The sequence below is a fragment of the Limnohabitans sp. genome (assembly GCF_023910625.1).
Classification (GTDB): domain Bacteria; phylum Pseudomonadota; class Gammaproteobacteria; order Burkholderiales; family Burkholderiaceae_C; genus Limnohabitans_A.
Genome location: NZ_JAAVVW010000003.1, coordinates 2,039,873 through 2,064,349 on the forward strand (window position 1 = coordinate 2,039,873; position 24,477 = coordinate 2,064,349).

Genomic DNA, 24,477 nt, shown 5'->3' on the forward strand with positions numbered 1-24,477 from the left:
ACGAACAATAAAATCTCCAAACGAACGAATCAATTTGTTCGCAGGGTGTTTCTTTTTACTGGAGATCGAATGCAGCTTTCTCTGGAGCTGGTGGGCAAGACGGTGGGGCCTTCGGTCCACCTGCACCCCCAAAGCCTCACACTGGTGCCCGGCTGCGTCACGGTTCTGCTGGGCGCCACTCAGGCCGGCAAAACCAGCCTGATGCGCATCATGGCCGGCCTGGATGTGCCCACCACCGGACGCGTGCTGGCAGATGGCGTCGACGTGACCCGGGTTGCGGTTCGGCAGCGCAACGTGGCCATGGTCTACCAGCAGTTCGTCAATTACCCATCCATGACGGTGGCTCAGAACATCGCATCCCCCATGAAGCTTCGTGGCGAAAGGGACATCGACCACAAGGTGCAGGACCTGGCTGCTCGATTGCACATCGAGGTGTTTCTGGACCGTCTGCCCTCCGAACTGTCGGGCGGCCAGCAACAACGCGTTGCGCTGGCCCGCGCCCTGGCCAAAGGGGCACCGCTGATGTTGTTGGATGAACCCCTGGTGAATCTCGACTACAAGCTGCGCGAGGAATTGCGCGAAGAACTCACCCTGCTGTTTTCCAGTGGCGAGTCCACCGTTGTCTACGCCACCACCGAACCCGGCGAGGCCTTGCTGCTGGGCGGCTATACGGCTGTGATGGATGCTGGCGAATTGCTCCAGTATGGCCCCACGGCCGAGTTGTTTCATGCCCCGCAGAGCATCCGCGTAGCCCGGGCCTTCAGCGACCCGCCCATGAATCTCGTGCCGGCCGAGGCAGTGAACGGCGGTGCGCGCGTTGGCGGTGGTGCGGTATGGCCACTGGCCTTGCCGGCCAACGCACCGGGCCAGCTTGTGCTCGGTGTGCGCGCCGGCGGCCTGCGCGATCAGGCCCGGCCATTCGACGTGACACTGACTGGCCGCGTCGAGCTGGCAGAAATCGCCGGCTCCGACACCTTTGTCCATGTCCACACCGCGGTGGGCAACCTTGTGGCCCAGCTTCCCGGTGTGCATGACTGTCCGCTGGGTGCACCCATCACGCTCTACCTGAACCCCGAGAGCCTGTTTGTCTTTGATGCCGCAGGCCCGCTGGTGCGGGCCCCGGCCCGACCCGGAAAGGTCGCCTGATGGCCCGCATCGAACTCGACCTGGCTCATGCCTACAGGGCCAACCCCCAGCGCGACGAGGATTACGCCCTGCTGCCGCTGAAGATGACCTTCGAGGACGGCGGTGCCTATGCCCTGTTGGGTCCGTCGGGCTGTGGCAAGACCACCATGCTCAACATCATGTCGGGGCTGCTGCAGCCCTCGCAGGGCTGGGTGAAATTCGATGGCCATGATGTCACCCGCATGAGCCCGCAGCAGCGCAACATCGCTCAGGTGTTCCAATTCCCGGTCATCTACGACACCATGACCGTAGCGCAGAACCTGGCCTTTCCACTGAAGAACCGAAAGGTACAGGCCAGCGAGATCAAGGCGCGTGTGGGCCGCATCGCCGAGATGCTGGAAATGAGCCACCAACTCGACATGCGCGCAGCCGGACTGAGCGCGGATCAAAAACAGAAGATCTCGCTGGGTCGCGGGCTCGTGCGCTCCGATGTGTCTGCCATTTTGTTCGACGAACCGTTGACCGTGATCGACCCGCACCTGAAATGGCAACTTCGCCGCAAGCTCAAACAAATCCACCACGAGCTCAAGCTCACCCTGATCTACGTCACGCACGACCAGGTGGAGGCACTCACTTTCGCCAATGAGGTGGTGGTCATGTCGCGCGGCAAGGCGGTGCAGGTGGGGCCGGCCGAGGCCCTGTTCGAGCGGCCGGCCCATACTTTTGTGGGCCACTTCATCGGTTCGCCCGGGATGAACTTTCTGCCCGCCCGAATCGAAACAGGAAAGTTGCTGGTGCTGAACCAGGTGCTTGAGGTGCCTGCCGGTCGCACGCTGCCAGTCGGTCCGATCACGCTGGGTATCCGACCAGAGTATCTGTCTTTATCGACTGAAGGTTGCGCGGGTAGCCTTGCAGCCCAGGTGCTGCGGGTGCAAGACATCGGCACCTGTCAAATGGTCACCTGCCAAATGGATGTATACATTCTGAAAGTCCGTCTCTCACCAGCATCCGCTGTGCCGCAACCTGGCGACACTGTCCACTTGCAGGTGCTGGGCGAGCACACATGCTTCTATCAAAACGAGGTTCTCGTGTCATGAGTGCCACCACCAAACCCGTCAATCAGAAAGCCTGGTTTCTGGTGCTGCCCGTCGTTGTGTGCGTGGCGTTCTCTGCCATCTTGCCACTGATGACGGTTGTCAATTACTCGGTCCAGGACATCCTGTCGCCAGATCGCCGAGTCTTTGTCGGCACCGAATGGTTTGCCGCCGTGATGCGGGACGAGGATCTCCACGGCGCTTTGTGGCGGCAGATACAGTTCTCGCTCGCGGTGCTGCTGATCGAGATCCCTCTGGGCATCGCACTGGCTTTGTCCATGCCAGCACAGGGCTGGAAGGCCTCGGCGGTACTGGTGATCGTGGCACTGTCTCTGCTGATCCCATGGAACGTTGTGGGCACCATCTGGCAAATCTTCGGTCGGGCCGACATCGGCATGCTGGGGTATTACCTGCAGCAGGCAGGCTTTGACTACAGCTACACCGGCAAGGCTTCGCACGCTTGGTGGACCGTGTTGGTCATGGACGTGTGGCACTGGACACCCTTGGTGGCCTTACTGGCCTATGCCGGCCTGCGAAGCATCCCCGATGCCTATTACCAAGCCGCCAGCATCGACGGCGCAAGCAAGTGGGCCGTGTTCCGCTATATCCAGTTGCCCAAGATGCGAGGGGTGCTGATGATTGCGGTGCTGCTGCGTTTTATGGACAGCTTCATGATCTACACCGAGCCTTTCGTACTCACCGGAGGAGGGCCTGGCAGTGCCACCACGTTCCTGTCGCAGTACCTGACCACCAAGGCAGTGGGGCAGTTCGACGTCGGCCCGGCAGCCGCCTTCTCCCTGATCTATTTTTTCATCATCCTGCTGTTTTGCTTCGTGCTCTACAACTGGATGCAGAGCCTGGGCGCATCCCAGAAGGAGGCGACTCATGGTTAAGCGGCGATTCAAGAAGAGGACCTTGTTCCTCATCGCCTACCTGGTGTTTGCGCTGCTGCCCATCTATTGGATGGTCAACATGAGTTTCAAGACAAATCAGGAGATCCTTTCTTCATTCACCCTTTGGCCTAACGAGTTCACCTGGGCCAACTACCAGACCATCTTCACCGACCCTTCCTGGTACTCTGGTTACATCAACAGCCTGATTTATGTGGCCATCAACACGGTGATCTCACTCACCGTGGCCCTGCCGGCAGCCTATGCGTTCTCGCGCTACCGCTTTCTGGGTGACAAGCACGTGTTCTTCTGGTTGCTCACCAATAGGATGACGCCTCCGGCCGTATTCCTGCTGCCGTTCTTTCAGCTCTACACCACCATGGGGCTGATGGACACCCACATCGCCGTGGCCATGGCACACCTGCTGTTCAATGTGCCGCTGGCCGTATGGATTCTGGAAGGGTTCATGAGCGGCATCCCACGCGAGATCGATGAAACCGCCTATGTGGACGGCTACAGCTTCCCCCGCTTTTTCTTCACCATCTTCCTGCCCTTGATCAAGGCGGGTGTGGGTGTAGCCGCCTTCTTCTGCTTCATGTTCAGCTGGGTCGAGCTGCTGCTGGCTCGCACGCTGACCAGCGTCAACGCCAAACCTATCGTGGCCACCATGACCCGTACCGTGAGCGCCAGTGGCATGGACTGGGCGACGCTGGCCGCCGCCGGGACTCTCACCATCGTGCCTGGCGCGATTGTGATCTGGTTCGTGCGCAACTACATCGCAAAAGGTTTCGCTATGGGACGTGTGTAAGGGATTCGCAGCGCAAAGGAACAGAAATGACCGAGATCCGTGATTTTTCAGACAGTACACCGCGAAGCCTGCGCCCCCAGAGCACAGGCAGCGACCGTTGCCTGAGGGATGTTGCAGCAGGCGCACAAGGGGCGTGCCGTGTTTGACTGGATGGTGTGGACCACACCCGTAGCCATTTTTTTCACTTGCATTGTGCTCATGCTGGTCGGCATGACGGTGTGGGAAATCAAGTCTCCGACGATAGAACGCAAGGGCTTCCTGCCCTTGGTCACCACGCGTGGTGACCGCCTGTTCATCGGCTTGCTCGGCTCGGCCTACATCCATTTGGCTTTTGTCGGCTTGGCCGGCCGCATCGCCCAAGGCTTGTCGCTGGAGCAGGAACCCAGCATCTGGTTCGCCTTCGGCATCGCTTCCATCTGGATGGTGCTGGTCATGCGCAAGGGTTGACGCCGCTGCAACCACTTTTCTGCCCTTTTCGAATTCGGCCCATTGCTTCCCCGGGGCCGGGTCATTTCATCTGAACCACCGGGGAAGCACATCGATTGAGGAGAAGACATGAAATTGCGACACACCACCTTGGCACTGGCAGCCCTGCTGGCCTTGGGTGCTCAGGTAGCCTGGGCCAATGAGACAGCTGCCAAGCGTTGGATTGACAATGAATTCCAGCCCTCCACCTTGTCCAAAGAACAGCAAATGGGGGAAATGAAGTGGTTCATCGATGCCGCCAAAAAGCTCAAGGCCAAGGGCGTCAAAGAGATTTCGGTGGTCTCTGAAACCATCACCACCCACGAGTACGAGAGCAAGACTCTGGCCAAAGCCTTCGAGGAAATCACCGGCATCAAGGTCAAGCACGACCTGATTCAGGAAGGCGACGTGGTCGAAAAGCTCCAGACCTCCATGCAATCGGGCAAGTCGATCTACGACGGCTGGATCAGTGACAGTGATCTGATCGGTACGCACTACCGCTACGGCAAGGTCATGAACCTGACTGACTACATGGCTGGCAAAGGCAAGGAGTGGACCAACCCGGGCCTGGACCTGAAGGATTTCATTGGCCTGAGCTTCACCACCGGACCCGACAAAAAACTCTACCAGCTGCCCACCCAGCAGTTTGCTAACCTGTATTGGTTCCGTGCCGACCTGTTCGAGCGCAAGGACCTGAAAGACAGATTCAAGGCCAAATACGGCTACGACCTTGGCGTGCCCTTGAACTGGAGCGCCTATGAGGACATCGCCGACTTCTTCTCCAACGATGTGAAAAACATCGACGGCAAGCCGATCTACGGCCACATGGACTACGGCAAGAAAGACCCATCGTTGGGCTGGCGTTTCACCGACGCCTGGCTGTCCATGGCCGGTACCGCGGATGTGGGCATTCCCAACGGCAAACCAGTGGACGAATGGGGCATCCGCGCTTCGGGCGACGGCTGCACCCCGCAGGGTGCCTCGGTGTCCCGAGGTGGTGCCACCAACTCACCAGCCGCTGTTTACGCGCTCACCAAGTACATCGACTGGATGAAGAAGTTCGCGCCCAAGGAAGCCACCGGCATGACTTTTGGTGAAGCCGGCCCCGTGCCGGCCCAGGGCCAGATCGCGCAACAGATTTTCTGGTACACCGCCTTCACCGCCGACATGACCAAGCCGGGTCTGCCAGTGGTCAACGCAGACGGCACCCCCAAGTGGCGCATGGCCCCCGGCCCGAATGGCCCGTACTGGAAGCAGGGCATGCAAAACGGCTACCAGGACGTGGGCAGTTGGACGTTCTTTGCCAATCACGACGAGAACCGTACGGCGGCTGCCTGGCTGTACGCTCAGTTCGTGACCGCCAAGACCACCTCGCTGAAGAAAACCATCGTCGGCCTCACCCCCATTCGCGAGTCCGATATCCAGTCCAAAGCCATGACCGACATGGCGCCTAAGCTGGGTGGCCTGGTCGAGTTCTACCGCAGCCCGGCCCGCGTGGCCTGGACGCCCACTGGCACCAACGTGCCCGACTACCCACGCCTGGCCCAACTCTGGTGGCAGAATGTGGCCGAGGCGGTCACTGGTGAGAAAACACCACAACAGGCCATGGACAATCTGGCAGAGCAGATGGACCAGGTCATGGCCCGCCTGGAGCGCTCCGGCATGGCACGTTGCGCCCCCAAACTCAATCCGAAGGGCGATCCCAACAAGTACCTCAGCGACAAGGCGGCTCCCTGGAAGAAGCTGGCCAACGAGAAGCCCAGGGGACAAACCATTGCTTACGACCAGTTGCTCAATGCCTGGAAGAACGGCAAGGTGCGCTGACCCCCTTGTTGAGCCTGTTGCAAACCGCCCCTCGCTGAGCCCAGTGCGAGGGGCCATCTCCAGCTTTCATGAAACGCGCAGCATTACTTGAATCACTGTCCCGCCAGTCGGTGTACGACCTGGCCGTTGTTGGGGGAGGTGCCACCGGGCTCGGGGTGGCTCTCGATGCAGTGCTGCGCGGTTTTTCTGTCGTGTTGCTGGAGTCGCACGATTTCGGCAGCGGCACGTCTTCGCGCTCCACCAAGCTGTTGCACGGCGGTGTGCGCTATCTCGCCCAGGGCAACCTCTCCCTGGTTCGCGAGGCACTTGCCGAGCGTGGCACCGTTTTGCGGTTGGCACCCCATCTGGCACAGCCTCTGTCTTTCGTGATGCCAGCCTACCACTGGTGGCAGTCTCCGTTTTACGGTATCGGACTCAAGCTTTATGACCTTCTGGCCGGCGCTGCAGGTCTCGGTCGTACCGAACTCCTAAGCCGCGAACGCACCTTGGCATCGCTGCCCGGCGTGAACCCACAAAACCTGCTCGGAGGTGTCCGGTATTGGGATGGTCAGTTTGATGACGCCCGACTGGTGCTTGCCCTGGGTCGCACCGCTGAAGCGGCGGGGGCGGTGTTGATGAATTACAGCAAGGTCACGGCAGTGCGCAGGCAAGCCGATTCGGCTGCAGCCCGTTTTGAGCTGGATGTGCGCGATCATTTCTCGGGCGAAGTCCGCACCGTGGCCGCCCGGTGTGTCGTCAACGCCACGGGCGTGTGGGTAGACGAATTGCGCGCCGCCACCCAGGGACAAGTTCCGCAGACCCTTGTGCATCGCATGGTCAGTCCCAGTCAGGGTGTGCATGTGGTGGTGGACCAGACCTTCCTGGGGGGTGACACGGCGCTGTTGGTTCCTAAGACGCGCGATGGACGTGTTTTGTTTGCAGTGCCATGGCTGGGCAAGCTTGTGCTGGGCACCACCGACACCCCGCGCCAGGACCTGCCCAGAGATCCGGAGCCCTTCCAGGAAGAACTGGATTTCATCCTGTCAGAGGCCAGTCTGGCCCTGAATCGGCCCGTGGGACGTGAGGATGTGCGCAGCGTCTGGGTGGGATTGCGCCCACTGGTCGCTCCTGCGCGCCAGGCCGAGGGGGCCACCAAAACACTGTCGCGTGAACACACCATCGTGACCGGTCCCAACGGCCTGGTCACGGTCACCGGAGGCAAGTGGACAACCTATCGCGCCATGGCAGAAGACGTACTGGAGCGTTGTTTCGATGAGCGGTTACTGCCGCGCAAACCGGGCGGCTTGACCGAACACCATGCCCTCTTGGGCGCTGGTTCGGGCCAGCCCATATCGCTGCATGTCGCACCCGGACTGCATCTGTATGGCACAGAGGCTCAGCGTGTGACGGCCTGCCCCGGGGCCGAGACCGAACTCGGCATGGGACTCACGGAGGCCATGGTGCGATTTGCCGTTCGGGAGGAGTTTGCACAGACTGTTGAAGATGTGCTGGCACGCCGCTGGCGTTCGCTGTTTCTGGACGCCGCTGCCGCTGCCGCCATGGCACCTTCAGTCGCCTCTATCTTGCTGGATGAGGGCTGTGCCAACCCGGAACTCGACGCCTTCCTGTCCCTGTGCAGACGCAGCAAGCTGTCCAGTGCAGTTGGGTGTGCCTCCTGAAACACTGTCCCTTTGATATTCCTTGCCGAGGGTGTCCTAAATTTTGTGTAAACGGTCAAATGGCAGGAAACTGCCGAACATCCAGAAAGATGAACCATGACCGTAAGCAACGAATTGATCGACCAGCTGCTCGCTGGCTATAAAAAACCTGAAGACCTCATCGGCGAGAACGGCCTGCTCAAGCAGCTGACCAAGCGCCTTGTGGAGCGCGCTTTGGAAGCCGAGATGACCGAGCACTTGGGTCACACCAAGAATGCCAGCGTGGCCAACGCCGCTGGCAATGCCCGCAACGGCAAAAGCAAAAAGACCCTCAAAGGCGACTTTGGCGAGCTGCCCATTGATATCCCCCGTGATCGCCACGCCAGCTTTGAGCCGCAGATCGTGCCCAAGCACCAGACGCGCTGGACGGGTTTTGATGACAAGATTTTGTCCCTGTATGCCCGAGGCATGACGGTACGTGAGATTCAGGGGCATCTCCAGGAAATGTATGGCACCGAGGTGTCGCCCACGCTGATCTCATCGGTTACGGATGCCGTCATGGACGAGGTCAAGGCTTGGCAGGCGCGTCCACTGGATGCGCTGTACCCGATCGTTTACCTGGACTGCATCCACGTCAAAACCCGTGACTCAGGCGTGGTGCGCAACAAGGCCGTATATCTGGCCTTGGGCATCAACATGGCGGGCGAGAAGGAAATCCTGGGGCTGTGGATTGCCCAGACCGAAGGGGCCAAGTTCTGGCTGCAGGTGGTCACGGAGCTCAAGAACCGGGGCGTGGCTGACATCTTCATCGCCTGCGTGGATGGCTTGAAGGGCTTTCCCGAGGCAATAGAGGCTGTATATCCGCAAACGGCGGTGCAGCTGTGTCTGGTGCACATGGTGCGCCACAGCCTGAACTATGTGAGCTGGAAGATGCGCAAAGTGGTGGCCGCAGACCTGAAGACCATCTACAGCAGCGCAACTGCGGATGATGCCGTGCTGCGGCTGCAGGAATTCGAAGAAAAATGGGGCGCTGACTACCCGACCATTGTGAAATCGTGGTGCAGCAACTGGGAGCGGATCGTGCCGTTCTTTGAATATCCTCCAGAGATTCGGCGGATCATTTACACGACCAACGCCATCGAGTCGGTGAACATGAGTCTGCGCAAGGTGACCAAGAGCCGGGGCTCGTTCTCCAGCGATGAGGCATTGCTGAAATTGTTCTACCTGGCGCTGAACAACATCAGCAAGAAGTGGACGATGCCGCTCAGAGATTGGAAAGCCGCATTGACCCGGTTTACCATTCAGTTCGAAGGCAGGATGCCCAATGACTGATCTCAGCCCCGTTTACACAAAATGCCGTACACCCTTCGGTGTGGCACACGACAGCTTGGCATCTCTGGGCGCAGCGTGCGACGTGGTCGTGTCGGTGGTGGTGAATGCCGCCCAGACCGAAGCCGTGTTGTTTGGCGACGGCACCACCCCCGGTTGCGCCGCCAGCATGAAGCCCGGCAGCGTGTTCGTGATGTGCTCCACTGTCGACCCGAATTGGTCGGTGGCTTTGGAAGCGCGCCTCGAAGCCATGGGCCTGCGTTATGTGGATGCGCCGATTTCGGGCGGTGCCGCCAAAGCCGCATCTGGCCAGATGACGATGATGACGGCGGCCAAGCCCGAGGCCTATGCCGTGGCCGAGCCATTTTTGAACGCGATGGCCGCCAAGGTCTACAAGCTGGGCGACAGCGCGGGCGCAGGCAGCAAGGTCAAGATCATCAACCAGCTTTTGGCGGGCGTGCACATTGCGGCGGCGGCCGAGGCCATGGCGCTGGGCCTGCGCGAGGGCGTGGACCCAGCCGCTTTGTACGAGGTGATCACCAACAGCGCAGGCAACAGCTGGATGTTTGAAAACCGCATGGCCCATGTGCTGGCGGCCGACTACACGCCGCTGTCGGCCGTGGACATTTTTGTGAAAGATTTGGGGCTGGTGCTGGACATGGCGCGCGCCAGCAAGTTCCCGCTGCCGCTGTCGAGCACCGCGCACCAGATGTTCATGCAGGCCAGCACCGCTGGCTTTGCCAAGGAAGACGACAGCGCGGTGATCAAGATTTTTCCGGGCATTGAACTGCCGAAAGGCAAGTCATGAAGATCAAACTGGGTTGCATTGCAGACGACTTCACCGGTGCCACCGACCTGGCCAACAACCTGGTGCGTTCGGGCATGCGGGTGGTGCAAACCATTGGCGTGCCCACAGTGCCATTGGCGGCCGACGTTCATGTCGTGGTGGTGGCGCTCAAGTCGCGCACCATTCCGGCCGCCGAGGCCATCGCGCAATCGTTGCAAGCCTTGAAGTGGCTGCAGGCCCAAGGGGCGCAGCAGATCTATTTCAAATACTGCTCCACTTTTGACAGCACACCCGAAGGCAACATCGGCCCGGTGACCGAGGCGCTGATGGACGCGCTGCGCACCGATTTCACCATCGCGACCCCGGCTTTCCCAGACAACGGCCGCACCGTGTTCAAGGGCTATTTGTTTGCGGGCAGCGTGCTGCTCAACGAGAGCGGCATGCAAAACCACCCGCTCACGCCCATGCAGGATGCGAACCTGGTGCGCGTGATGCAAGCGCAAACCCAGCGCCCCGTGGGTTTGATCGATTACAAAACGGTGGCGCAAGGTGAAGCCGCGATCCGCGCACGCATCGCCGAGTTGCGCAGCCAGGGCGTGGGCGTGGCCGTGGTGGACGCCACCAGCAACGCCGACCTGTTGTTGCTGGGTCCGGCTTTGAAAGAGATGCCATTGGTGACGGCAGGCTCGGGCGTGGCCATTGGCCTGCCCGCCAACTTTGGGCTGCAGCCTTCGTTGCAAGCGAGCCAGTTGCCTGCGGCATCGGGCCTGCAAGCCGTGGTGTCGGGCAGCTGCTCGCTGGCCACCAACGCGCAGGTGGCGCACTTCAAAGCCACCGGTCGGCCCGCACGGGCCATTGACCCCGCCAGCCTGATGAACGGGCAAAGCGATACCGTGGTTCAACAGGTGCTGGCCTGGGCCGCGCCGCTTTTGAAAGACGGCCCGGTGTTGGTGTACTCGACCGCCGAGCCCGATGCCGTCAAAGCCGTACAGGCACAACTGGGCGTGGCCGAAGCAGGTGCTTGGGTTGAAAACGCACTGGCCGCCGTGGCGCGTGGCCTGGTGGGCTTGGGCGTGCGTCAGTTGGTGGTGGCGGGTGGCGAAACCTCGGGCGCTTGTGTGCAAGCCTTGGGCATCGCACAGCTGCAAATTGGCCCGCAGATCGACCCCGGCGTGCCGTGGTGCCATGCGCCTTCAGCCCACGGTGGTGTGCACATCGCGCTCAAGTCGGGCAACTTCGGCACCGAAGACTTTTTCAGCAAGGCTTTTGGCGCGTTGGCCTGAATGACCTGAATGGCCTGGGCGTGACCGTTCAGGCCGCTTCTTTGTAAAAGAACCCGCCATGCACACCGCGAGGTGCCAAGGGGGCGACGGCGCGGCCAATAGCGCCAATGTGCTCAGGCGTGGTGCCGCAGCAGCCGCCCACGATGTTGACCAGGCCTTCAGCGGCAAACTCGTGCAACAGGCGACTGGTGACTTCTGGCGTTTCGTCAAAGCCGGTGTCGCTCATGGGGTTGGGCAGGCCAGCGTTGGGGTAGCAGCTGATGAACGTATCGCCCGCCACTTTGTTCAGCTCTTGAATGTAGGGGCGCATCAGCGTCGCACCCAAAGCGCAGTTCAGGCCAATGGCCAAGGGCTGCGCGTGGCGCACGCTGTGCCAAAAGGCGGTCACGGTTTGGCCACTCAAGATGCGGCCCGAGGCATCGGTGACGGTGCCGCTGATGATGAGCGGCAGGCGCTGGCCGCTGGCTTCAAAGAACTCTTCGATGGCAAACAGCGCGGCTTTGGCGTTGAGGGTGTCAAAAATGGTTTCGACCAGCAGCACATCCGAGCCGCCTTCGACCAGCGCTTGAACCTGCTCGTAATAAGCGGCGCGCAGTTCTTCAAAGGTCACATTGCGCGCTCCCGCGTCGTTCACGTCGGGGCTGATGCTGGCGGTCTTGGGCGTGGGGCCCAAAGCGCCCACCACATAGCGCGGCTTGTCGGGGGTAGAAAACTTGTCGCAAGCGGCGCGGGCGATTTTTGCGGATTGCAGGTTCATCTCACGGGCCAGGTGCTGCATGTCGTAGTCGGCCTGGGCCACGGTGGTCGCGCCAAAGGTGTTGGTTTCGATCAGGTCGGCCCCGGCGGCGAGATACCCTTCGTGAATGTCGCGGATCACGTCGGGCCGGGTCAGGCTCAGCAGCTCGTTGTTGCCCTTGACGTCTTTGGGGAAATCCTTGAAACGCTCGCCCCGGTAGTCGGCTTCAGACAATTTAAAGCGCTGGATCATTGTGCCCATGGCCCCGTCGAGGATGGCGATGCGGTTCTTCAGGATCTCGGGCAGCGCTTGGGCGCGGGTGTAGGTCAGGGGTTTCATGGGGGTATTGTAAAAGTTGGGGTTTCAGGTTTTATGAAACCGCGCAAAACCCGCTGCCCGCAACTGGCAAGCCGGGCACTGCCCGCCCTCACCCACCCACACCACACCCGCAAAAATGCTCCACCAATAGCGGACAATCAAGCCTTCAAAAAGCCGTCAAACCCCAGTGTCCCCCCACCTCCCCATCCTGCGCGAAGTTTTTGGCTACGACGCCTTTCGCGGCCCGCAGCAAGCCATCATTGACCATGTGGCCGCAGGCGGCGATGCGCTGGTGCTCATGCCCACGGGCGGGGGCAAATCGCTGTGCTACCAAATTCCGGCCATTGCGCGCCAACGCGCTGGCCAGGGCATCACGGTGGTGGTGTCGCCCCTGATCGCGCTGATGCACGACCAAGTGGGCGCGTTGCACGAAGCGGGTGTCAGCGCCGCCTTCCTCAACTCCACCCTCACCAGCGAAGAAGCCAGCGACACCGAACGGCGGCTGATGCGTGGCGACATCACCTTGCTGTATGCCGCGCCCGAACGGGTGACCACCTCGCGCTTTTTGGCGCAAATGGACTCGCTGCAAGAGCGCGGGCTGCTGAGCCTGTTTGCGATTGACGAAGCGCATTGCGTGAGCCAGTGGGGCCACGACTTCCGGCCCGAATACCGGGGCCTGACGGTGCTGCACGAACGCTATCCCGGCGTGCCGCGTGTGGCGCTGACTGCCACGGCCGATGCGCTGACGCGGGCCGACATCGTCGAGCGGCTGCAGCTGGAAAGCGCCGAGCTGTTCATCAGCAGCTTTGACCGCCCCAACATCCGTTACACCATCGTCGAAAAAAAAGAAGCCAGCACCCAACTGCTGCGCTTCATTGAGCGCGAGCATCCCGAAGAAGCGGGTGTGGTGTATTGCCAGTCGCGCAAACGGGTGGAAGAGATTGCGGCCATGCTGTGCGAAGCCGGTGTGCGGGCGCTGCCCTACCACGCGGGACTGCCCGCCGACATGCGCCAGCGCCACCAAAACGAGTTTTTGCGCGAAGAGGGGGTGGTGATGGTGGCCACCATCGCGTTCGGCATGGGCATCGACAAACCCGATGTGCGCTTTGTGGCGCACCTGGACATGCCCAAAAACATCGAAGGCTATTACCAAGAGACCGGGCGCGCCGGGCGCGATGGCTTGGCGTCGGACGCGTGGATGGCCTATGGCCTGCAAGACGTGGTGAACCAGCGCCGCATGATCGACGAAAGCCCGGCAGGCGAAGAGTTCAAGCAGGTCATGCGCGGCAAGCTCGACGCGCTGCTGGCCCTGGCCGAGGCCACCGACTGCCGACGCGTGCGCCTGTTGGGCTACTTTGGCGAAACCTACCAAGGCCAAACCGAGAGCAGCCAAGGCGTTTACATGCCCTACTGCGGCAACTGCGACAACTGCCTGAACCCGCCCGAAGTGTGGGACGGCACCGATGCGGCGCGCAAACTGCTGTCCACTGTGTACCGCTGCCACCAGGCCAGCGGCCACAGCTTTGGCGCAGCGCACACCATGGACATCGTGCGCGGCAAGAAAACCGAAAAAGTGGCGCAACGCGGCCACGAGAGCATCAGCACCTTTGGCCTGGGGGCCGAGTACAGCGAACAGCAACTGCGCGCCGTGATGCGCCAACTGATCGCCATTGGCGCGCTGCATGTTCACACCGAAGAAGGCTTCAGCACCCTGCACCTGACCGAAGGCTCGCGCGCCGTGCTGAAAGGCGATGTGCCGGTGCAGCTGCGCGAGAGCACCAGCCAGCGCGCCGACAAACGCACACGCAGCCGCAGCGCCCCATCCCCCGCCGCCGCCAACCTGGGCCAAGACGCGATGGTGCGCTACATCAACCTCAAGGCCTGGCGCGCCGAAGTGGCCAAAGAACACAACCTGCCCGCGTATGTGATCTTTCATGATGCGACGCTGGCCGCCATTGCCGAGGCCGCACCCCAAAGCCTGGCGCAGCTGCAAGGCATCAGCGGCTTGGGCGTCAAGAAGCTCGAAGCCTACGGCCCGCAGGTGTTGCGGGTGTGCAATGGGGTGGGTTGATCAGGCATTCACCTGAATCGCCCCACGCCGAATCTGGTCCCGCTCCGCGTAGCGGCTTCGTCCAACCCTTCCATCGAGGGGGACGCTTTCCGGCCTACGGCCTCCAAACGCCTCTCATCTCAAACGTTGGACGAGCCCGGTTCTGGGCGGTGGTTTTTGCCCTACAGAAAATATCTTTTTTGTTTTGCCTGCGCACTTGAGCTTTCACTTGGCTCAAGCGATACGACGGCGGTGCGCCTTGTGCCATTGCGGCACTTTTTGGGCAGTGTGTGGGGCAAGTATCTGGGGAATGTGACGATGGCCAGCATGATCCATCTGGGCCATTTTTTAAAACTCCCAAAACCAAGAACCGCCGGGTTCAATGCTCGGGGAAGTGACACAAAGGATGCTGAACTATCCTTTGGTGCTCATTTATTTCCATTTAAAAAGTTTAAAGGTAACGGAGCTTTGGAATGAGGTGCTTTTACTGATAATGTATTCGCAATATACTTCGGGTCTTTCACGCCTCAAAAAAAGCATATGTTCAGCAACGCTATGCCCACGCCACCAGGTTTTTACACCTCTCATGCCCTGCTTGCCGCGCGGCCTCGTTGGATCGCTCTAGGGGTCTCTGCCTTGTGTGCCGGATTGGCCGGGGCGCAAACAGCCGCGCAGCCTGCCATCCCAGCCCTCGCGACGGTCGAAGTGGTCGGGCGCACTGCTTCTGGGGCCTACCATGCCGAAGAAGCCGTGGGGGCCAAGACAGAGCTGCCGCTGCGTGAATTGCCGCAGTCGGTGCGCATCATCACGCGCCAGGCTATCGACGACCTTGGTGCCACCAAGCTGGACGATTTGCTGGACTACGTGGGCGGCGTTTCCAGGCAGAATAATTTTGGTGGTCTCTGGGACAACATCGCTATCCGTGGTTTGCCCGGCAACGAGGACACCGGCATGGCCACGCTGCTCAATGGCTTCTCGTCCAACCGAGGCTTCAATGCGCCACGTGATCTGGCTGGCGTCGAGCGTATCGAATTCCTGAAGGGAACGGCCGCCGCGCTGTACGGCAGCAGTGAACCCGGCGGGACACTCAACATCGTGTCCAAACGCCCTTTGTGGCGCTCAGCAAATTCCGTTGAAGGTTATGTGGGCAGCTATGGCCTCAAGCGTAGCGCTTTTGACAGCACGGGTCCGATAGGCGAGAACTTTGCGTACCGGCTCAATGTGGCCGTCGAGGATCGTGACAGTTTTCGTGACCTTGTGCATGCCAAGCGGGAGGTTGTGGCCCCGGCCTTCACCTGGAGGCTCAACCGTGACACAAAGCTCGAATACTCCGGTGAAATGCTTCGCCACAAGACTCCCCTGGACCGTGGCGTGGTGGCCGTCAACAATCAGCTCGGTGCGATTCCGCGTAACCGCTTCCTGGGCGAGCCAGCCGACGGCAGCGTCGAGGTGACCAACAACACGCACCAGCTGATCCTTTCACATCAATGGAACAACACGTGGCGCAGCCGCTTCGGGCTGTCCCACCGGGAAACCTCGCTTAAAGGCCATTCGACCGAACCAACGTTGCTGCAGGCCAATGGTGATCTAAGGCGTCAACGTCGCTTCAGGGACTACGATTCGAGCGACATCGCCCTACAAGCCGAGCTCAATGGCAACCTGCTGATCGGATCGTTCGCACACGAGCTTCTGATTGGGATGGAGGCCTACCGATTCGACATGGATTCGGTCATGCTGCGCGTCGATCCCACAGTGGGCAGTCCCTACGCGATCAACATCTACCAGCCAGTGTATGGCCAAGCCCAGCCAACGCCTGTTGCCAACACCGGTACCGTTGATACCTTTGAACAACAACGCAACACGGCACTCTATGTGCAGGATGCCATCAAGCTGGCACCTCAATGGCGCCTCATCGCAGGCATCCGCATGGACAATTACCGTCAATCTCTGCTGAACCGCAGGACCGGTGTAAGCACCCATCAAGACCCATCGTCCACTTCACCGCGTTTGGGTCTGAGCTGGTTGCCGACCAATCAATGGACGCTCTTCGCGAATGCGGGGCGCTCGTTCCGGTCGAACGTCGGCGCGGATGTCCGTCAGGTCGGGTTTGAGCCGGAAAAGGGCCGGTCGCTGGAACTGGGCAGCAAATGGGAGGGCGCAGACAAGCGCATCGGCGTGACGGCTGCGCTGTTTGACATCCGCAAGCGCAATGTCTTGACCTCTGACCCCCTCAACACCGGGTTCTCGATCGCCGCCGGTGAGGTCAGCAGTCGGGGGGCAGAGCTGGACGCCGCCGGCCAAGTCACGCGGCACTGGCGCGTGAATGCAAGCCTGGTGCTCAATGATGTCAAGGTCAGCAAGGACAATACGCTCGCAGTTGGCGGACGCTTGCTGAATGTGCCTCGAATCAACAGCAGTGTGCTCGCCGTCTATGAAGACACACTGGATGGTGGCCAGCGCTATGGCATCGGCGGCGGCGTGACACACATGGGCGAGCGGCTGGGTCAGGCCATGACGCAGTCTGAAGCAAATGCGGGCACGCAGGCCTTTGAATTGCCGGCCTACACGACGGTCAAGCTTGTGGGCTACTTGCGTCTGAGCAAGACCTTGCGCTTCACGCTAGATATTCACAATTTGTTCGACAAAACCTTTTACACGAGTTCCTACAGCCGCGTGTGGGTGACGCCAGGTACGGCGCGGACCATCACGGTCGGTATGCAGGCCAAATTCTGAGCATGTCAGATCTGATGCTGGAGACCTCCTCCACGAGTTCAGTGCCAGTGATCGAGATCCGCGATGCCGTCGCGGGCTACGGTGCAGCGATGATCCTGCGCGGTCTCTCGCTCGTCATCCTGCCTGGAGAAATTCATGTGCTGCTGGGCACCAACGGCGCGGGCAAAACCACGACGCTCAATCTGCTGCTGGGTTTTTTGAAAGTTCGCAGCGGCCAAGTCCGCGTGCAGGGTCTGGATCCGGCCGTCGAACCCGTTGCGGCTCGGCGTCTGCTCGCTTACATCCCGGAGAACGTGGCGCTGTACGAGCACCTGAGTGCGCGTGAAAACATCGCCTATCTGCTGGATCTGGCCGATCAGCCGACGGATGCACAGGCTATCGGAGACGCGCTTTGCGCTGCGGGACTGGACAGGAGCACGCACGATCGGCGCGTCTTGGGCTTTTCCAAGGGCATGAGGCAGAAGGTCGCCATAGCGCTGGCGCTGGCCCGCAAAGTGTCGGTGCTGCTGCTGGACGAGCCGACCTCAGGGCTCGATCCGCAAGCGGCGGCGGAATTCACGCGTCTGATGGGCGTGCTGCGCAATCAGGGTGTCGCGATCCTCATGGTCACGCATGACCTGCTGGGCGCAGCCGACGTGGCCGACAGCATCGGCTTCTTGCGTGATGGACGGTTAGTCGAGCAGGTGGCGGCGACTGCGGGGCCACACCGCTTCGATGTGCCTGCCTTGCACCGCCACTATGCCAGCGTGGAGATGGCAGGATGAGCAAGACGATCAGGATTGCGCGGGAAGAGTGGCGTCTGTTGTGGCGCGACCGCGTGGCCATGATCGGGGTAGCTCTGCTGCTCATCTTGACGGCGATTGCGGCCTTCACCGCCTGGGAACAGCGCAGCGCGGCCAATCAGGACAGGATGCGCTACCAGTCGCAGGCGGATCGCGAGTTCGAGATGCAACCCGACCGGCACCCGCACCGCATGGTGCACTACGGCACGTTCGCCTTCAGACCCATCCAGCCGTTGGCGGCCTTCGACGCCGGTATCGACCCCTACACCGGCCACACGCTCTATCTGGAAGGCCATCGCCAGAACAGCGCCAACTTCGCAGACGTGCGTCAGTCCTCGCTCATGCTGCGCTTCGGCCAGCTGAACCCCGCTTTCGTGCTGCAGGTGCTCGCCCCCTTGCTGCTCATCTTCATGGGCCATGCGGCTGTGGCCCGCGAGCGCGAAGCCGGGACCTTGCGGATGTTGCTGGCGCAGGGACTGCGCCCCGGGCAGCTCGTAGCGGGCAAGTTGCTGGCGCTGATCGGCGTTTGTGCATTGATGCTGGTCCCCGCCGCACTGGCGCTGGCCTGGATAGCAACGACCAAGACCTCGCCGATCAGCCTGGTTCTGGTGATGCTGTTCGCATATGGTATCTGGCTGGTCCTTTGGGCCGTGGCGGTGGTGGGTGTTTCCGCCTTTGCCGCGCGCAGCCGGGATGCCCTGATCGCACTGCTCGCGCTCTGGGCGCTGACCGTGGTGCTGGTGCCGCGACTTGCGTCCGAAGTTGTGGCGTATGCAATGCCCCTGCCCACGCGCATCGAAACCGACATCGCAGTGGGCCGCGACCTGGCTGCGATGGGCGACAGCCACAACCCCGACGACCCCTACTTCAGCGAGTTCCGCAATAAGGTGTTGGCGCAGTTCGGCGTCAGTCGTGTTGAGGATCTGCCGGTGAACTACAAAGGTGTGCTGGGCATGGAGGGCGAGCGCCTGACAAGTGATCTTTTCAACCGCTATGCCGAGCGTAGCTTCGCGCTCCAGGAGGCACAGTTGCAGCGTGTCGACGCCTTCTCGCTGACCAGCCCCGTGCTCGCCTTGCGTCGCATTTCCATGATCGCGGCGGGTACCGACTTGCACGCCTACCGCCGCTTCCTCGAACAGGCGGAGAGCCATCGCTATGAACTCGTGCAGCGACTCAACCGCATGCAGGCCGAGAAGCTGAACTTTGCGACCGACAAAGGCAGCCTGTCTGGTCGAATCAGCAATGAAAACTGGCACAACATCGCCGAGTTTCGTTTTGAGCCCGAGACGGCGTCCGCCGCCCTGCGACGCGCAACTCCCATGGCTGGCGTGCTGCTGGCGTGGCTAGCGGCACTTGTCGCACTGATTCTTATGTCTACGCGGCGGTTGGCTGCTGGTTTGCGATGAGCTGGCTCGCTCATGAATGGCGGCTCCTGAGTCGCTCGCGACTGGCACTCATCAGCTTAATGCTGTTGATGAGCTTGTCAGCACTGGCCGTGGTATCGGGCCTTTTGGAGCTGTCCCGCCAAGAACAGACGATTGCACGACTAGCCGAATTACAGGCAAAAGAACTCGCGGCACAACAACCCAAATTGACGCAGAAAGGCGATGCAGGAACGGTGGCCTACTATGCCTCCTTGGTTACTTGGGATGAGCCTGCGCCTGCGGCCTTCTTGGCCCTGGGTCTTCGAGATACGGCGCCCTATGTTTTGCGCGTGCGTGCGCTCGCGCTGCAGGCACAGTTGCACGAGGGCGAGGTGTTCAACCCCGAACTTGCGCTGGCCGGGCGCTTTGATTTCGCCTTTGTGCTGGTCTATCTGGCACCGCTGTTCCTGATTGCGCTGCTCTACGACCTCGTCTCGGGCGAGCGGCATGCGGGCCGACTGGCGACACTGATTGCCTTGACAGGCGGCGGACGCTGCCTCTGGTTGCGCCGCGCCGCCCTGCGTGCCGTGTGCGTGTTCGTCGCCCTGGCGCTACCCCTGCTGGCCGGCGCATGGGCAAGCAAAATGCCGGCTGTGTCTATGGTCACGGCCTTAGGCACCGTACTGGGGTACCTGTTATTTTGGACCGGGTTGTCGCTCGCGGTCGCCGCCCGAAGGGCCAGCTCGGTCAACAACGCCACTGCCTTGATGAGCTGCTGGGCAATGCTGACACTGGTGTTACCCACCATCGGCCATGCCGTGCTGGCGCAGGCCGTTCCGGTCCGTCAGGGCGTAGATCTGATGCTGGCACAGCGCCAGGAGGTGCATGGCGCTTGGGATTTGCCTCGCGAGGAGACGATGCAGCGCTTTTTCCGCACCCATCCTGAATGGCAGAAGACCGCGCCGTTGCCGTCAGGCTTTCATTGGAAGTGGTACTTCGCCTTCCAGCATCTGGGTGACGAAAGCGTCGCCAAACAAGTGGCCGCTTACCGCGCTGGCCTGCTGGCGCGCCAGCGCTGGACCGAACGCCTCGGCTGGCTGCTGCCCGGCGTGGGCGTGCAGGCTGTCTTACACCGCGTGGCCTCGACAGACCTCCACGCGCAGCTTGACTACCAGGACCAGGTTGCCAGATTTCACACGCGGCTGCGTTCGTTCTATTACCCGTATCTGTTCAACGAGACCCGATTCGATGCGCAAGATTTCGAGCTGCTGCCCCGTTTCCAGTCGAGGGGGGCTGACACCAAACCCTTAGGTGGCTCCCTCCTGGCGCTCGCCCTGCTCGCCCTTGCCGCAACACTGTGGGGCGTGCGCGCATCCAGAAACGCAGCCGCAAGCGCAATCCACCAACAAGGTGTGAACTGAGACTTCACGCGATGCATGCCCAGTTGCCTCATGGCCACCGATCCAGTAGCGGCCCCACATAAGCTTTGCCCAAGTCGTGCCCGCCTTTGGGCGCCACCGTGACGGGAATACCTGTCAATTGACCAAAGGCCTGAACATTGGCCAGAATGCTTTGCCAGTCTTCTTCGCCCACAAAGGGTGTACGGAGTTATGTGTAAACGGGGCTGCGATCAGTCCGACGGGTCATTAGTCGTCCCTGAGTGGATGGTCGGGGGTGTTGGTACAGACGGGGATGATTACCCCACCACCGGTTTCAAGCTGCATTTCTATCAACTTTGGTTTAAGTGTATTGATTGGCTATACTTGTATAGCAACCACATCAAGGGAAGAAGCCATGCTTGCCATCCGCCTGCCCGAAAACATCGAAGCACGCTTGGCCGAACTGGCTCAAGAGACCGGGCTGACCAAGACCGCGCTGGTCCGCGAAGCGATCCTTGAACACATCGACGACTTGGAAGACTATTTCCTGGCCGAGGCCCGCGCGCGCAAGAACCGCAAAACCATTTCGCTGGAAGATGTGGAGCGCGAGCTTGGCCTGGAAAATTGAATTTGACCCAGACGCCCTCAAGGATCTGCGCAAACTCGACAAAGCCATTCAAATCCGTTTGGTGGGTTTTCTGCGCACACGCCTGAGCAGCTTGACCAACCCACGCAACATTGGCGAGGCCCTGTCGGGTCAGCGCTTGGGCAGTTACTGGAAATATCGTGTGGGCGATTGGCGCATCATCTGTGACATCCAGGACCAGAAAATTCTGGTGCGCGTGCTGTGCATCGGTAGTCGGCGTGAGGTCTATCGATAGGTTTTGAGAGCATAAACGGTGGAATTGGCAATCTGCCCTTCAATTGGTCCCACTTCTCCAATTGAACGAGCGTTGAATGCTTGCACGGGTGCTTATGCGACTATCCTGCTGTTTGTTGATCGAGCCAAGGGTTCAAAAGCGCCACGCCGGTCGCTTCAAAATCCGGCACGTTGCGTGTCACTACAGTGAATTTGTGCTCGAGGGCTGTTGCCGCAATCATCGCGTCCCGGTCTGAGCACGGGTTGGGGATGTGCAGCGCCGCACAGACGGGTGCGGTGCTTTCTGCAAATGGCAAAATGCGGCCCGCAAAAGCGGTGCGAACGCCACCCAACCAATGGCGCAAAGCGCTGCCTTGAGGAGGCGTTTTGCGCTCCAACGCTTGAATACCCAATTCCAGCTCGAGCAGTGTGATGGCTGACAAAAAAAACTGGTTGCTGGGCTGCCCAGCCGCCCATTGGCGCACCGCCATGGAAGGTTTGGGCTTGCCTTGGCGCAGCTCGGAAATGACGTTGGTATCCAGAACGAACATGGATCGCCTTCAGTCCAGGGTCGCGGCCTGAATCTGAATCCCCAGTTTGGGCGGATCGAAATCGAAGCTTTCACCGCCCGGTATGCCGTCCATCACCTCCAGCAAAGACGGTGCTGCCTTACCGGCCATGCGGTAGTAGTCATCGATTTTGAGCAATGCAAACGCGGGGCGACCCCGGTCGGTGATGAACACGGGACCATCCACTGCAGCGCGTTTGGCGGCCGACACGTCTCGTGTGAAGTCGCGGCTTGAAAACGTGTGAATGCTCATGTGTGGCCCTTCAGGATTTAATGTTTGTATGTTACGACAATCGCTTGACTTGTCAATGATCAGGGCTTGATGTGCTGGATGCCGTTCGAAGGCGTGAAGCGTAAATCCTGCGAATGCGCTTTCGCCGATTGATTTCGGCTCAAAAAGAAAGTGTTGTGCGCCGAATATGGCGTGTCTACAATGTAGATACATAACAGGAGAATGTCATGGAAGCTGTGATTCGCAAATGGGGCAATAGCCCTGCATTGCGCCTGCCAAGCGCAGTCATGAAGTCGGCCGCATTCGACTTGGAGCAGCACGTCATCATCACGGCAACGAAAGGTCGAATCGTCATCGAGCCCGCTGCCCAGCCTGAGTACAAATTGGAAGACCTGTTGGCAGGCATGACCGACGAGAACGCCCATGGTGTGGTGGACTTTGGCGGGCCAGTTGGGCAGGAAGCTCTCTGATGGTCACGCGAACCTATGTGCCCGAAGCCGGTGACATCGTTTGGCTGGAATTTGACCCGCAAGCCGGGCATGAACAGGCAGGCCACCGTCCCGCCTTGGTGCTAAGCCCTGCGGCATACAACGCCAAAAAAGGCTTGATGGTGTGCTGCCCCCTGTCTACCCAAATCAAAGGCTACCCCTTTGAAGTCCAGACCTTGATCGACGGTAAACCGGGTGTTGTGCTGTCAGACCAAGTCAAATCATTGGACTGGCGCCTTCGGCAAGCCAAAAAGAAAGACGCGGTTCCCGAAGAAGTGCTTCAGGATGTCCGCGCCAAGATCAAGGCCTTGCTGCAAATTGGCTGACTTATCTGCTTTGCCAGCAGCATCCGCACCGAGAAATAAGTGAACCTCTGCCGGGTGTCACGCGCCACGACCTACCGGGATCTGACGGCGCTGTGCGAGATGGGGATATTGGTGCAGATGGGGACGGGGCGGGGGACGCGATACAAACTTGAGGATTTGTTGGCTGGCATCACCGATGAGAACGCCCATGGCGAAGTGGATTTTGGGTGACCAGCTAGTAGGAATGCGCTTTGATCTTTTAGCGCACCGATGTACAGCGCCACTTCACATGTTCCTAGGCGACCACTTATTGCTCCGGCCCTTTGAAGTTTAAGCAGCATATCGAACCCGACGGTCCTGGAAGTAGTCAATAACCCGCTCGGTTGTTTTCTCCAACATCAACATATGTTCGTTGGCAGCTTCGCGTAATTTGGCTTTGGTTCGCACTGGAACGCGCTTGCCCATCTCCTGCTTCAAGTCCGCGTTCAGCCGCTCTTCTGGGTTCAGTTGCGGGCTGTAGCTGGGCAGGTAAAAAAGCTCGATCTGTTCTTTGCGCTCAGCTACCCACGCCTTGACCAGTTTGCTGTGGTGCACGCGCAAGTTGTCCAGGATCAGGAAGACTTTTTTGCTCGCATCTTTGATCAAGGCCTGCAAAAACTCAATCAGCTTTTCTGCATCAAATGCCTCATCAATGATCATCCACCTTGTCTTGCCCTGATTGGTCACCGTGGCAATCATCGACAGCTTTTGGCGCGTGCCACCCACCGCCATGGTCACGGGTGTTTTGCCTGCAGGGGCATAGCTCCTGCCGCGCACATCAGTGTTGACCAGTGCGGTCTCATCACCCCAGTGAATTTCGCCCCCTTCAGCTCTGGCGCGCTGCTCTATGGCGGGGTATTCACCCTCAAGCCAGGCCTGCACAGCAGCCGGGCTTTGTTCGTAGGCGCGTTTGATCGGCTTTTGCGGCGTAAAACCCCAGCGCGCGAGGTACTTGCCAATGCTGCGCACCTGCAGCTTGATGCCAAATTCTTGCTCAATGAGTTGCCCCACCGCAGCTCGACTCCAAAGGCTGAAGTCCATCTTCAACTGCTCAGGTCGTTTGTCGATGATCATGCGCTGGATGGCATCTTCTTGGGCTGAGCTGAGCACGCGTCCGTCGCCTTTAATCCGTCCGCGAGGAGTAGGCCGCACGTTTGCCCAACCGCCGGCCTCGAACAGATCAATCGTTGATCGCACTGTCGGATGACTCAGTCCAGTCATCGCCACAATTTGCATCACCTTGATGCCCTTCTTGTGCAACCGAATGACTTGCTTGCGCCGCTCGTGCAGTTGCTCCAGTGTTTGGTATCTTGCGTCTTCTTTTTCCATGATCTGAACATGGGGTCAATCACCTGGAATTCAAGACTTCAATGGGCCGAATC

At 60.2% G+C, this 24,477-nt stretch carries 25 protein-coding genes; 20 read left to right on the top strand and 5 right to left on the bottom strand.

Annotated elements, in window-relative coordinates; genetic code table 11:
• The first annotated feature begins 69 nt into the window (after positions 1-69).
• The 10 genes from HEQ17_RS13180 (at position 70) to otnK (ending at position 11,242) form a co-directional block, all read left to right on the top strand.
• Positions 70-1,146 carry an ABC transporter ATP-binding protein gene (locus HEQ17_RS13180; protein ID WP_296293150.1) on the top strand — a complete coding sequence of 359 codons (1,077 nt, stop codon included), beginning with the start codon at positions 70-72 and terminating at the stop codon, positions 1,144-1,146.
• Positions 1,146-2,222, top strand: coding sequence for an ABC transporter ATP-binding protein (locus tag HEQ17_RS13185; RefSeq protein WP_296293151.1), 1,077 nt, complete (start codon positions 1,146-1,148; stop codon positions 2,220-2,222). Before HEQ17_RS13180 ends, HEQ17_RS13185 begins: the two co-directional genes overlap by 1 nt.
• Complete coding sequence (locus HEQ17_RS13190; protein ID WP_296293152.1) at positions 2,219-3,112, top strand: carbohydrate ABC transporter permease; 894 nt, start codon at positions 2,219-2,221, stop codon at positions 3,110-3,112. The genes HEQ17_RS13185 and HEQ17_RS13190 overlap by 4 nt, the downstream gene beginning before the upstream one ends.
• Positions 3,105-3,917: a carbohydrate ABC transporter permease gene (locus HEQ17_RS13195; RefSeq protein WP_296293153.1), complete on the top strand. Its 813-nt coding sequence runs from the start codon at positions 3,105-3,107 to the stop codon at positions 3,915-3,917. Before HEQ17_RS13190 ends, HEQ17_RS13195 begins: the two co-directional genes overlap by 8 nt.
• Before the next feature lie 138 nt (positions 3,918-4,055).
• A complete protein-coding gene (locus tag HEQ17_RS13200) occupies positions 4,056-4,364 on the top strand; it encodes a DUF2160 domain-containing protein (protein ID WP_296293154.1) in 309 nt (102 codons plus the stop codon).
• Positions 4,365-4,472: 108 nt separating this feature from the next.
• The gene (locus HEQ17_RS13205) at positions 4,473-6,206 is read left to right on the top strand and encodes an ABC transporter substrate-binding protein (protein ID WP_296293155.1); all 1,734 of its coding nucleotides are present in this window, start codon (positions 4,473-4,475) and stop codon (positions 6,204-6,206) included.
• Positions 6,207-6,274: 68 nt separating this feature from the next.
• Positions 6,275-7,864 (top strand): glycerol-3-phosphate dehydrogenase/oxidase, encoded by a 1,590-nt coding sequence (locus HEQ17_RS13210; RefSeq protein ID WP_296293156.1) that lies wholly within the window; start codon positions 6,275-6,277, stop codon positions 7,862-7,864.
• A gap of 96 nt (positions 7,865-7,960) precedes the next feature.
• On the top strand, positions 7,961-9,175 hold the full coding sequence (locus tag HEQ17_RS13215) for an IS256 family transposase (RefSeq protein ID WP_296293157.1): 1,215 nt from the start codon (positions 7,961-7,963) through the stop codon (positions 9,173-9,175).
• On the top strand, positions 9,168-9,980 hold the full coding sequence (gene ltnD, locus HEQ17_RS13220) for an L-threonate dehydrogenase (protein WP_296293158.1): 813 nt from the start codon (positions 9,168-9,170) through the stop codon (positions 9,978-9,980). Before HEQ17_RS13215 ends, ltnD begins: the two co-directional genes overlap by 8 nt.
• Positions 9,977-11,242, top strand: coding sequence for a 3-oxo-tetronate kinase (gene otnK, locus HEQ17_RS13225; protein ID WP_296293159.1), 1,266 nt, complete (start codon positions 9,977-9,979; stop codon positions 11,240-11,242). The genes ltnD and otnK overlap by 4 nt, the downstream gene beginning before the upstream one ends.
• A 28-nt stretch (positions 11,243-11,270) precedes the next feature.
• Here the strand turns inward: otnK and HEQ17_RS13230 are convergent, their stop codons facing one another.
• On the bottom strand, positions 11,271-12,317 hold the full coding sequence (locus HEQ17_RS13230) for a homocysteine S-methyltransferase family protein (RefSeq protein WP_296293160.1): 1,047 nt from the start codon (positions 12,315-12,317) through the stop codon (positions 11,271-11,273).
• A 166-nt stretch (positions 12,318-12,483) separates the two neighbouring features.
• Here HEQ17_RS13230 and recQ point away from each other — a divergent pair, with 166 nt between their 5' ends.
• The 6 genes from recQ (at position 12,484) to HEQ17_RS13260 (ending at position 20,646) form a co-directional block, all read left to right on the top strand.
• The gene (gene recQ / locus HEQ17_RS13235; RefSeq protein WP_296293161.1) at positions 12,484-14,367 is read left to right on the top strand and encodes a DNA helicase RecQ; all 1,884 of its coding nucleotides are present in this window, start codon (positions 12,484-12,486) and stop codon (positions 14,365-14,367) included.
• A 156-nt stretch (positions 14,368-14,523) separates the two neighbouring features.
• Positions 14,524-14,823 (top strand): hypothetical protein, encoded by a 300-nt coding sequence (locus HEQ17_RS13240; RefSeq protein ID WP_296293162.1) that lies wholly within the window; start codon positions 14,524-14,526, stop codon positions 14,821-14,823.
• 78 nt (positions 14,824-14,901) lie between these two features.
• Positions 14,902-17,079 carry a TonB-dependent receptor gene (locus HEQ17_RS13245; protein WP_296293758.1) on the top strand — a complete coding sequence of 726 codons (2,178 nt, stop codon included), beginning with the start codon at positions 14,902-14,904 and terminating at the stop codon, positions 17,077-17,079.
• Between the two features lie 2 nt (positions 17,080-17,081).
• Positions 17,082-17,843, top strand: coding sequence for an ABC transporter ATP-binding protein (locus tag HEQ17_RS13250; protein ID WP_296293163.1), 762 nt, complete (start codon positions 17,082-17,084; stop codon positions 17,841-17,843).
• Positions 17,840-19,267: a DUF3526 domain-containing protein gene (locus tag HEQ17_RS13255; protein WP_296293164.1), complete on the top strand. Its 1,428-nt coding sequence runs from the start codon at positions 17,840-17,842 to the stop codon at positions 19,265-19,267. The genes HEQ17_RS13250 and HEQ17_RS13255 overlap by 4 nt, the downstream gene beginning before the upstream one ends.
• Entirely contained in the window at positions 19,264-20,646 is a 1,383-nt protein-coding gene (locus HEQ17_RS13260) for a DUF3526 domain-containing protein (protein ID WP_296293165.1), read from the top strand. Before HEQ17_RS13255 ends, HEQ17_RS13260 begins: the two co-directional genes overlap by 4 nt.
• A 28-nt stretch (positions 20,647-20,674) precedes the next feature.
• Here HEQ17_RS13260 and HEQ17_RS13265 read toward each other — a convergent pair whose 3' ends face one another.
• A complete protein-coding gene (locus HEQ17_RS13265) occupies positions 20,675-20,818 on the bottom strand; it encodes a hypothetical protein (protein ID WP_296293166.1) in 144 nt (47 codons plus the stop codon).
• A 201-nt stretch (positions 20,819-21,019) separates the two neighbouring features.
• Between HEQ17_RS13265 and HEQ17_RS13270 the strand changes: the two genes are divergently transcribed.
• A complete protein-coding gene (locus HEQ17_RS13270; RefSeq protein ID WP_296293167.1) occupies positions 21,020-21,232 on the top strand; it encodes a DUF6290 family protein in 213 nt (70 codons plus the stop codon).
• Positions 21,216-21,485 (top strand): type II toxin-antitoxin system RelE/ParE family toxin, encoded by a 270-nt coding sequence (locus tag HEQ17_RS13275; RefSeq protein ID WP_296293168.1) that lies wholly within the window; start codon positions 21,216-21,218, stop codon positions 21,483-21,485. Before HEQ17_RS13270 ends, HEQ17_RS13275 begins: the two co-directional genes overlap by 17 nt.
• A gap of 100 nt (positions 21,486-21,585) precedes the next feature.
• On the opposite strand, the gene HEQ17_RS13280 is transcribed toward HEQ17_RS13275, so the two are convergent.
• A complete protein-coding gene (locus HEQ17_RS13280; protein ID WP_296293169.1) occupies positions 21,586-22,014 on the bottom strand; it encodes a type II toxin-antitoxin system VapC family toxin in 429 nt (142 codons plus the stop codon).
• A gap of 9 nt (positions 22,015-22,023) precedes the next feature.
• Complete coding sequence (locus HEQ17_RS13285) at positions 22,024-22,284, bottom strand: type II toxin-antitoxin system prevent-host-death family antitoxin (protein WP_296293170.1); 261 nt, start codon at positions 22,282-22,284, stop codon at positions 22,024-22,026.
• A gap of 206 nt (positions 22,285-22,490) precedes the next feature.
• Between HEQ17_RS13285 and HEQ17_RS13290 the strand changes: the two genes are divergently transcribed.
• Positions 22,491-22,733: a PbsX family transcriptional regulator gene (locus HEQ17_RS13290; RefSeq protein ID WP_296293171.1), complete on the top strand. Its 243-nt coding sequence runs from the start codon at positions 22,491-22,493 to the stop codon at positions 22,731-22,733.
• Positions 22,733-23,077: an endoribonuclease MazF gene (gene mazF, locus HEQ17_RS13295; protein ID WP_296293172.1), complete on the top strand. Its 345-nt coding sequence runs from the start codon at positions 22,733-22,735 to the stop codon at positions 23,075-23,077. The genes HEQ17_RS13290 and mazF overlap by 1 nt, the downstream gene beginning before the upstream one ends.
• A gap of 309 nt (positions 23,078-23,386) precedes the next feature.
• Here the strand turns inward: mazF and HEQ17_RS13300 are convergent, their stop codons facing one another.
• Positions 23,387-24,424, bottom strand: coding sequence for an IS630 family transposase (locus tag HEQ17_RS13300; RefSeq protein ID WP_296293173.1), 1,038 nt, complete (start codon positions 24,422-24,424; stop codon positions 23,387-23,389).
• Between the last annotated feature and the right edge of the window lie 53 nt (positions 24,425-24,477).

Excerpts from the sequence above, each read along its gene's own strand:
- HEQ17_RS13180 (WP_296293150.1), top strand. The coding sequence starts at position 70 with ATGCAGCTTTCTCTGGAGCTGGTGGGCAAGACGGTGGGGCCTTCGGTC.
- HEQ17_RS13185 (WP_296293151.1), top strand. The coding sequence starts at position 1,146 with ATGGCCCGCATCGAACTCGACCTGGCTCATGCCTACAGGGCCAACCCC.
- HEQ17_RS13190 (WP_296293152.1), top strand. The coding sequence starts at position 2,219 with ATGAGTGCCACCACCAAACCCGTCAATCAGAAAGCCTGGTTTCTGGTG.
- HEQ17_RS13195 (WP_296293153.1), top strand. The coding sequence starts at position 3,105 with ATGGTTAAGCGGCGATTCAAGAAGAGGACCTTGTTCCTCATCGCCTAC.
- HEQ17_RS13205 (WP_296293155.1), top strand. The coding sequence starts at position 4,473 with ATGAAATTGCGACACACCACCTTGGCACTGGCAGCCCTGCTGGCCTTG.
- HEQ17_RS13210 (WP_296293156.1), top strand. The coding sequence starts at position 6,275 with ATGAAACGCGCAGCATTACTTGAATCACTGTCCCGCCAGTCGGTGTAC.
- HEQ17_RS13215 (WP_296293157.1), top strand. The coding sequence starts at position 7,961 with ATGACCGTAAGCAACGAATTGATCGACCAGCTGCTCGCTGGCTATAAA.
- ltnD (WP_296293158.1), top strand. The coding sequence starts at position 9,168 with ATGACTGATCTCAGCCCCGTTTACACAAAATGCCGTACACCCTTCGGT.
- otnK (WP_296293159.1), top strand. The coding sequence starts at position 9,977 with ATGAAGATCAAACTGGGTTGCATTGCAGACGACTTCACCGGTGCCACC.
- HEQ17_RS13230 (WP_296293160.1), bottom strand. The coding sequence starts at position 12,317 with ATGAAACCCCTGACCTACACCCGCGCCCAAGCGCTGCCCGAGATCCTG.
- HEQ17_RS13245 (WP_296293758.1), top strand. The coding sequence starts at position 14,902 with ATGCCCACGCCACCAGGTTTTTACACCTCTCATGCCCTGCTTGCCGCG.
- HEQ17_RS13250 (WP_296293163.1), top strand. The coding sequence starts at position 17,082 with ATGTCAGATCTGATGCTGGAGACCTCCTCCACGAGTTCAGTGCCAGTG.
- HEQ17_RS13255 (WP_296293164.1), top strand. The coding sequence starts at position 17,840 with ATGAGCAAGACGATCAGGATTGCGCGGGAAGAGTGGCGTCTGTTGTGG.
- HEQ17_RS13260 (WP_296293165.1), top strand. The coding sequence starts at position 19,264 with ATGAGCTGGCTCGCTCATGAATGGCGGCTCCTGAGTCGCTCGCGACTG.
- HEQ17_RS13270 (WP_296293167.1), top strand. The coding sequence starts at position 21,020 with ATGCTTGCCATCCGCCTGCCCGAAAACATCGAAGCACGCTTGGCCGAA.
- HEQ17_RS13280 (WP_296293169.1), bottom strand. The coding sequence starts at position 22,014 with ATGTTCGTTCTGGATACCAACGTCATTTCCGAGCTGCGCCAAGGCAAG.
- HEQ17_RS13285 (WP_296293170.1), bottom strand. The coding sequence starts at position 22,284 with ATGAGCATTCACACGTTTTCAAGCCGCGACTTCACACGAGACGTGTCG.
- HEQ17_RS13290 (WP_296293171.1), top strand. The coding sequence starts at position 22,491 with ATGGAAGCTGTGATTCGCAAATGGGGCAATAGCCCTGCATTGCGCCTG.
- mazF (WP_296293172.1), top strand. The coding sequence starts at position 22,733 with ATGGTCACGCGAACCTATGTGCCCGAAGCCGGTGACATCGTTTGGCTG.
- HEQ17_RS13300 (WP_296293173.1), bottom strand. The coding sequence starts at position 24,424 with ATGGAAAAAGAAGACGCAAGATACCAAACACTGGAGCAACTGCACGAG.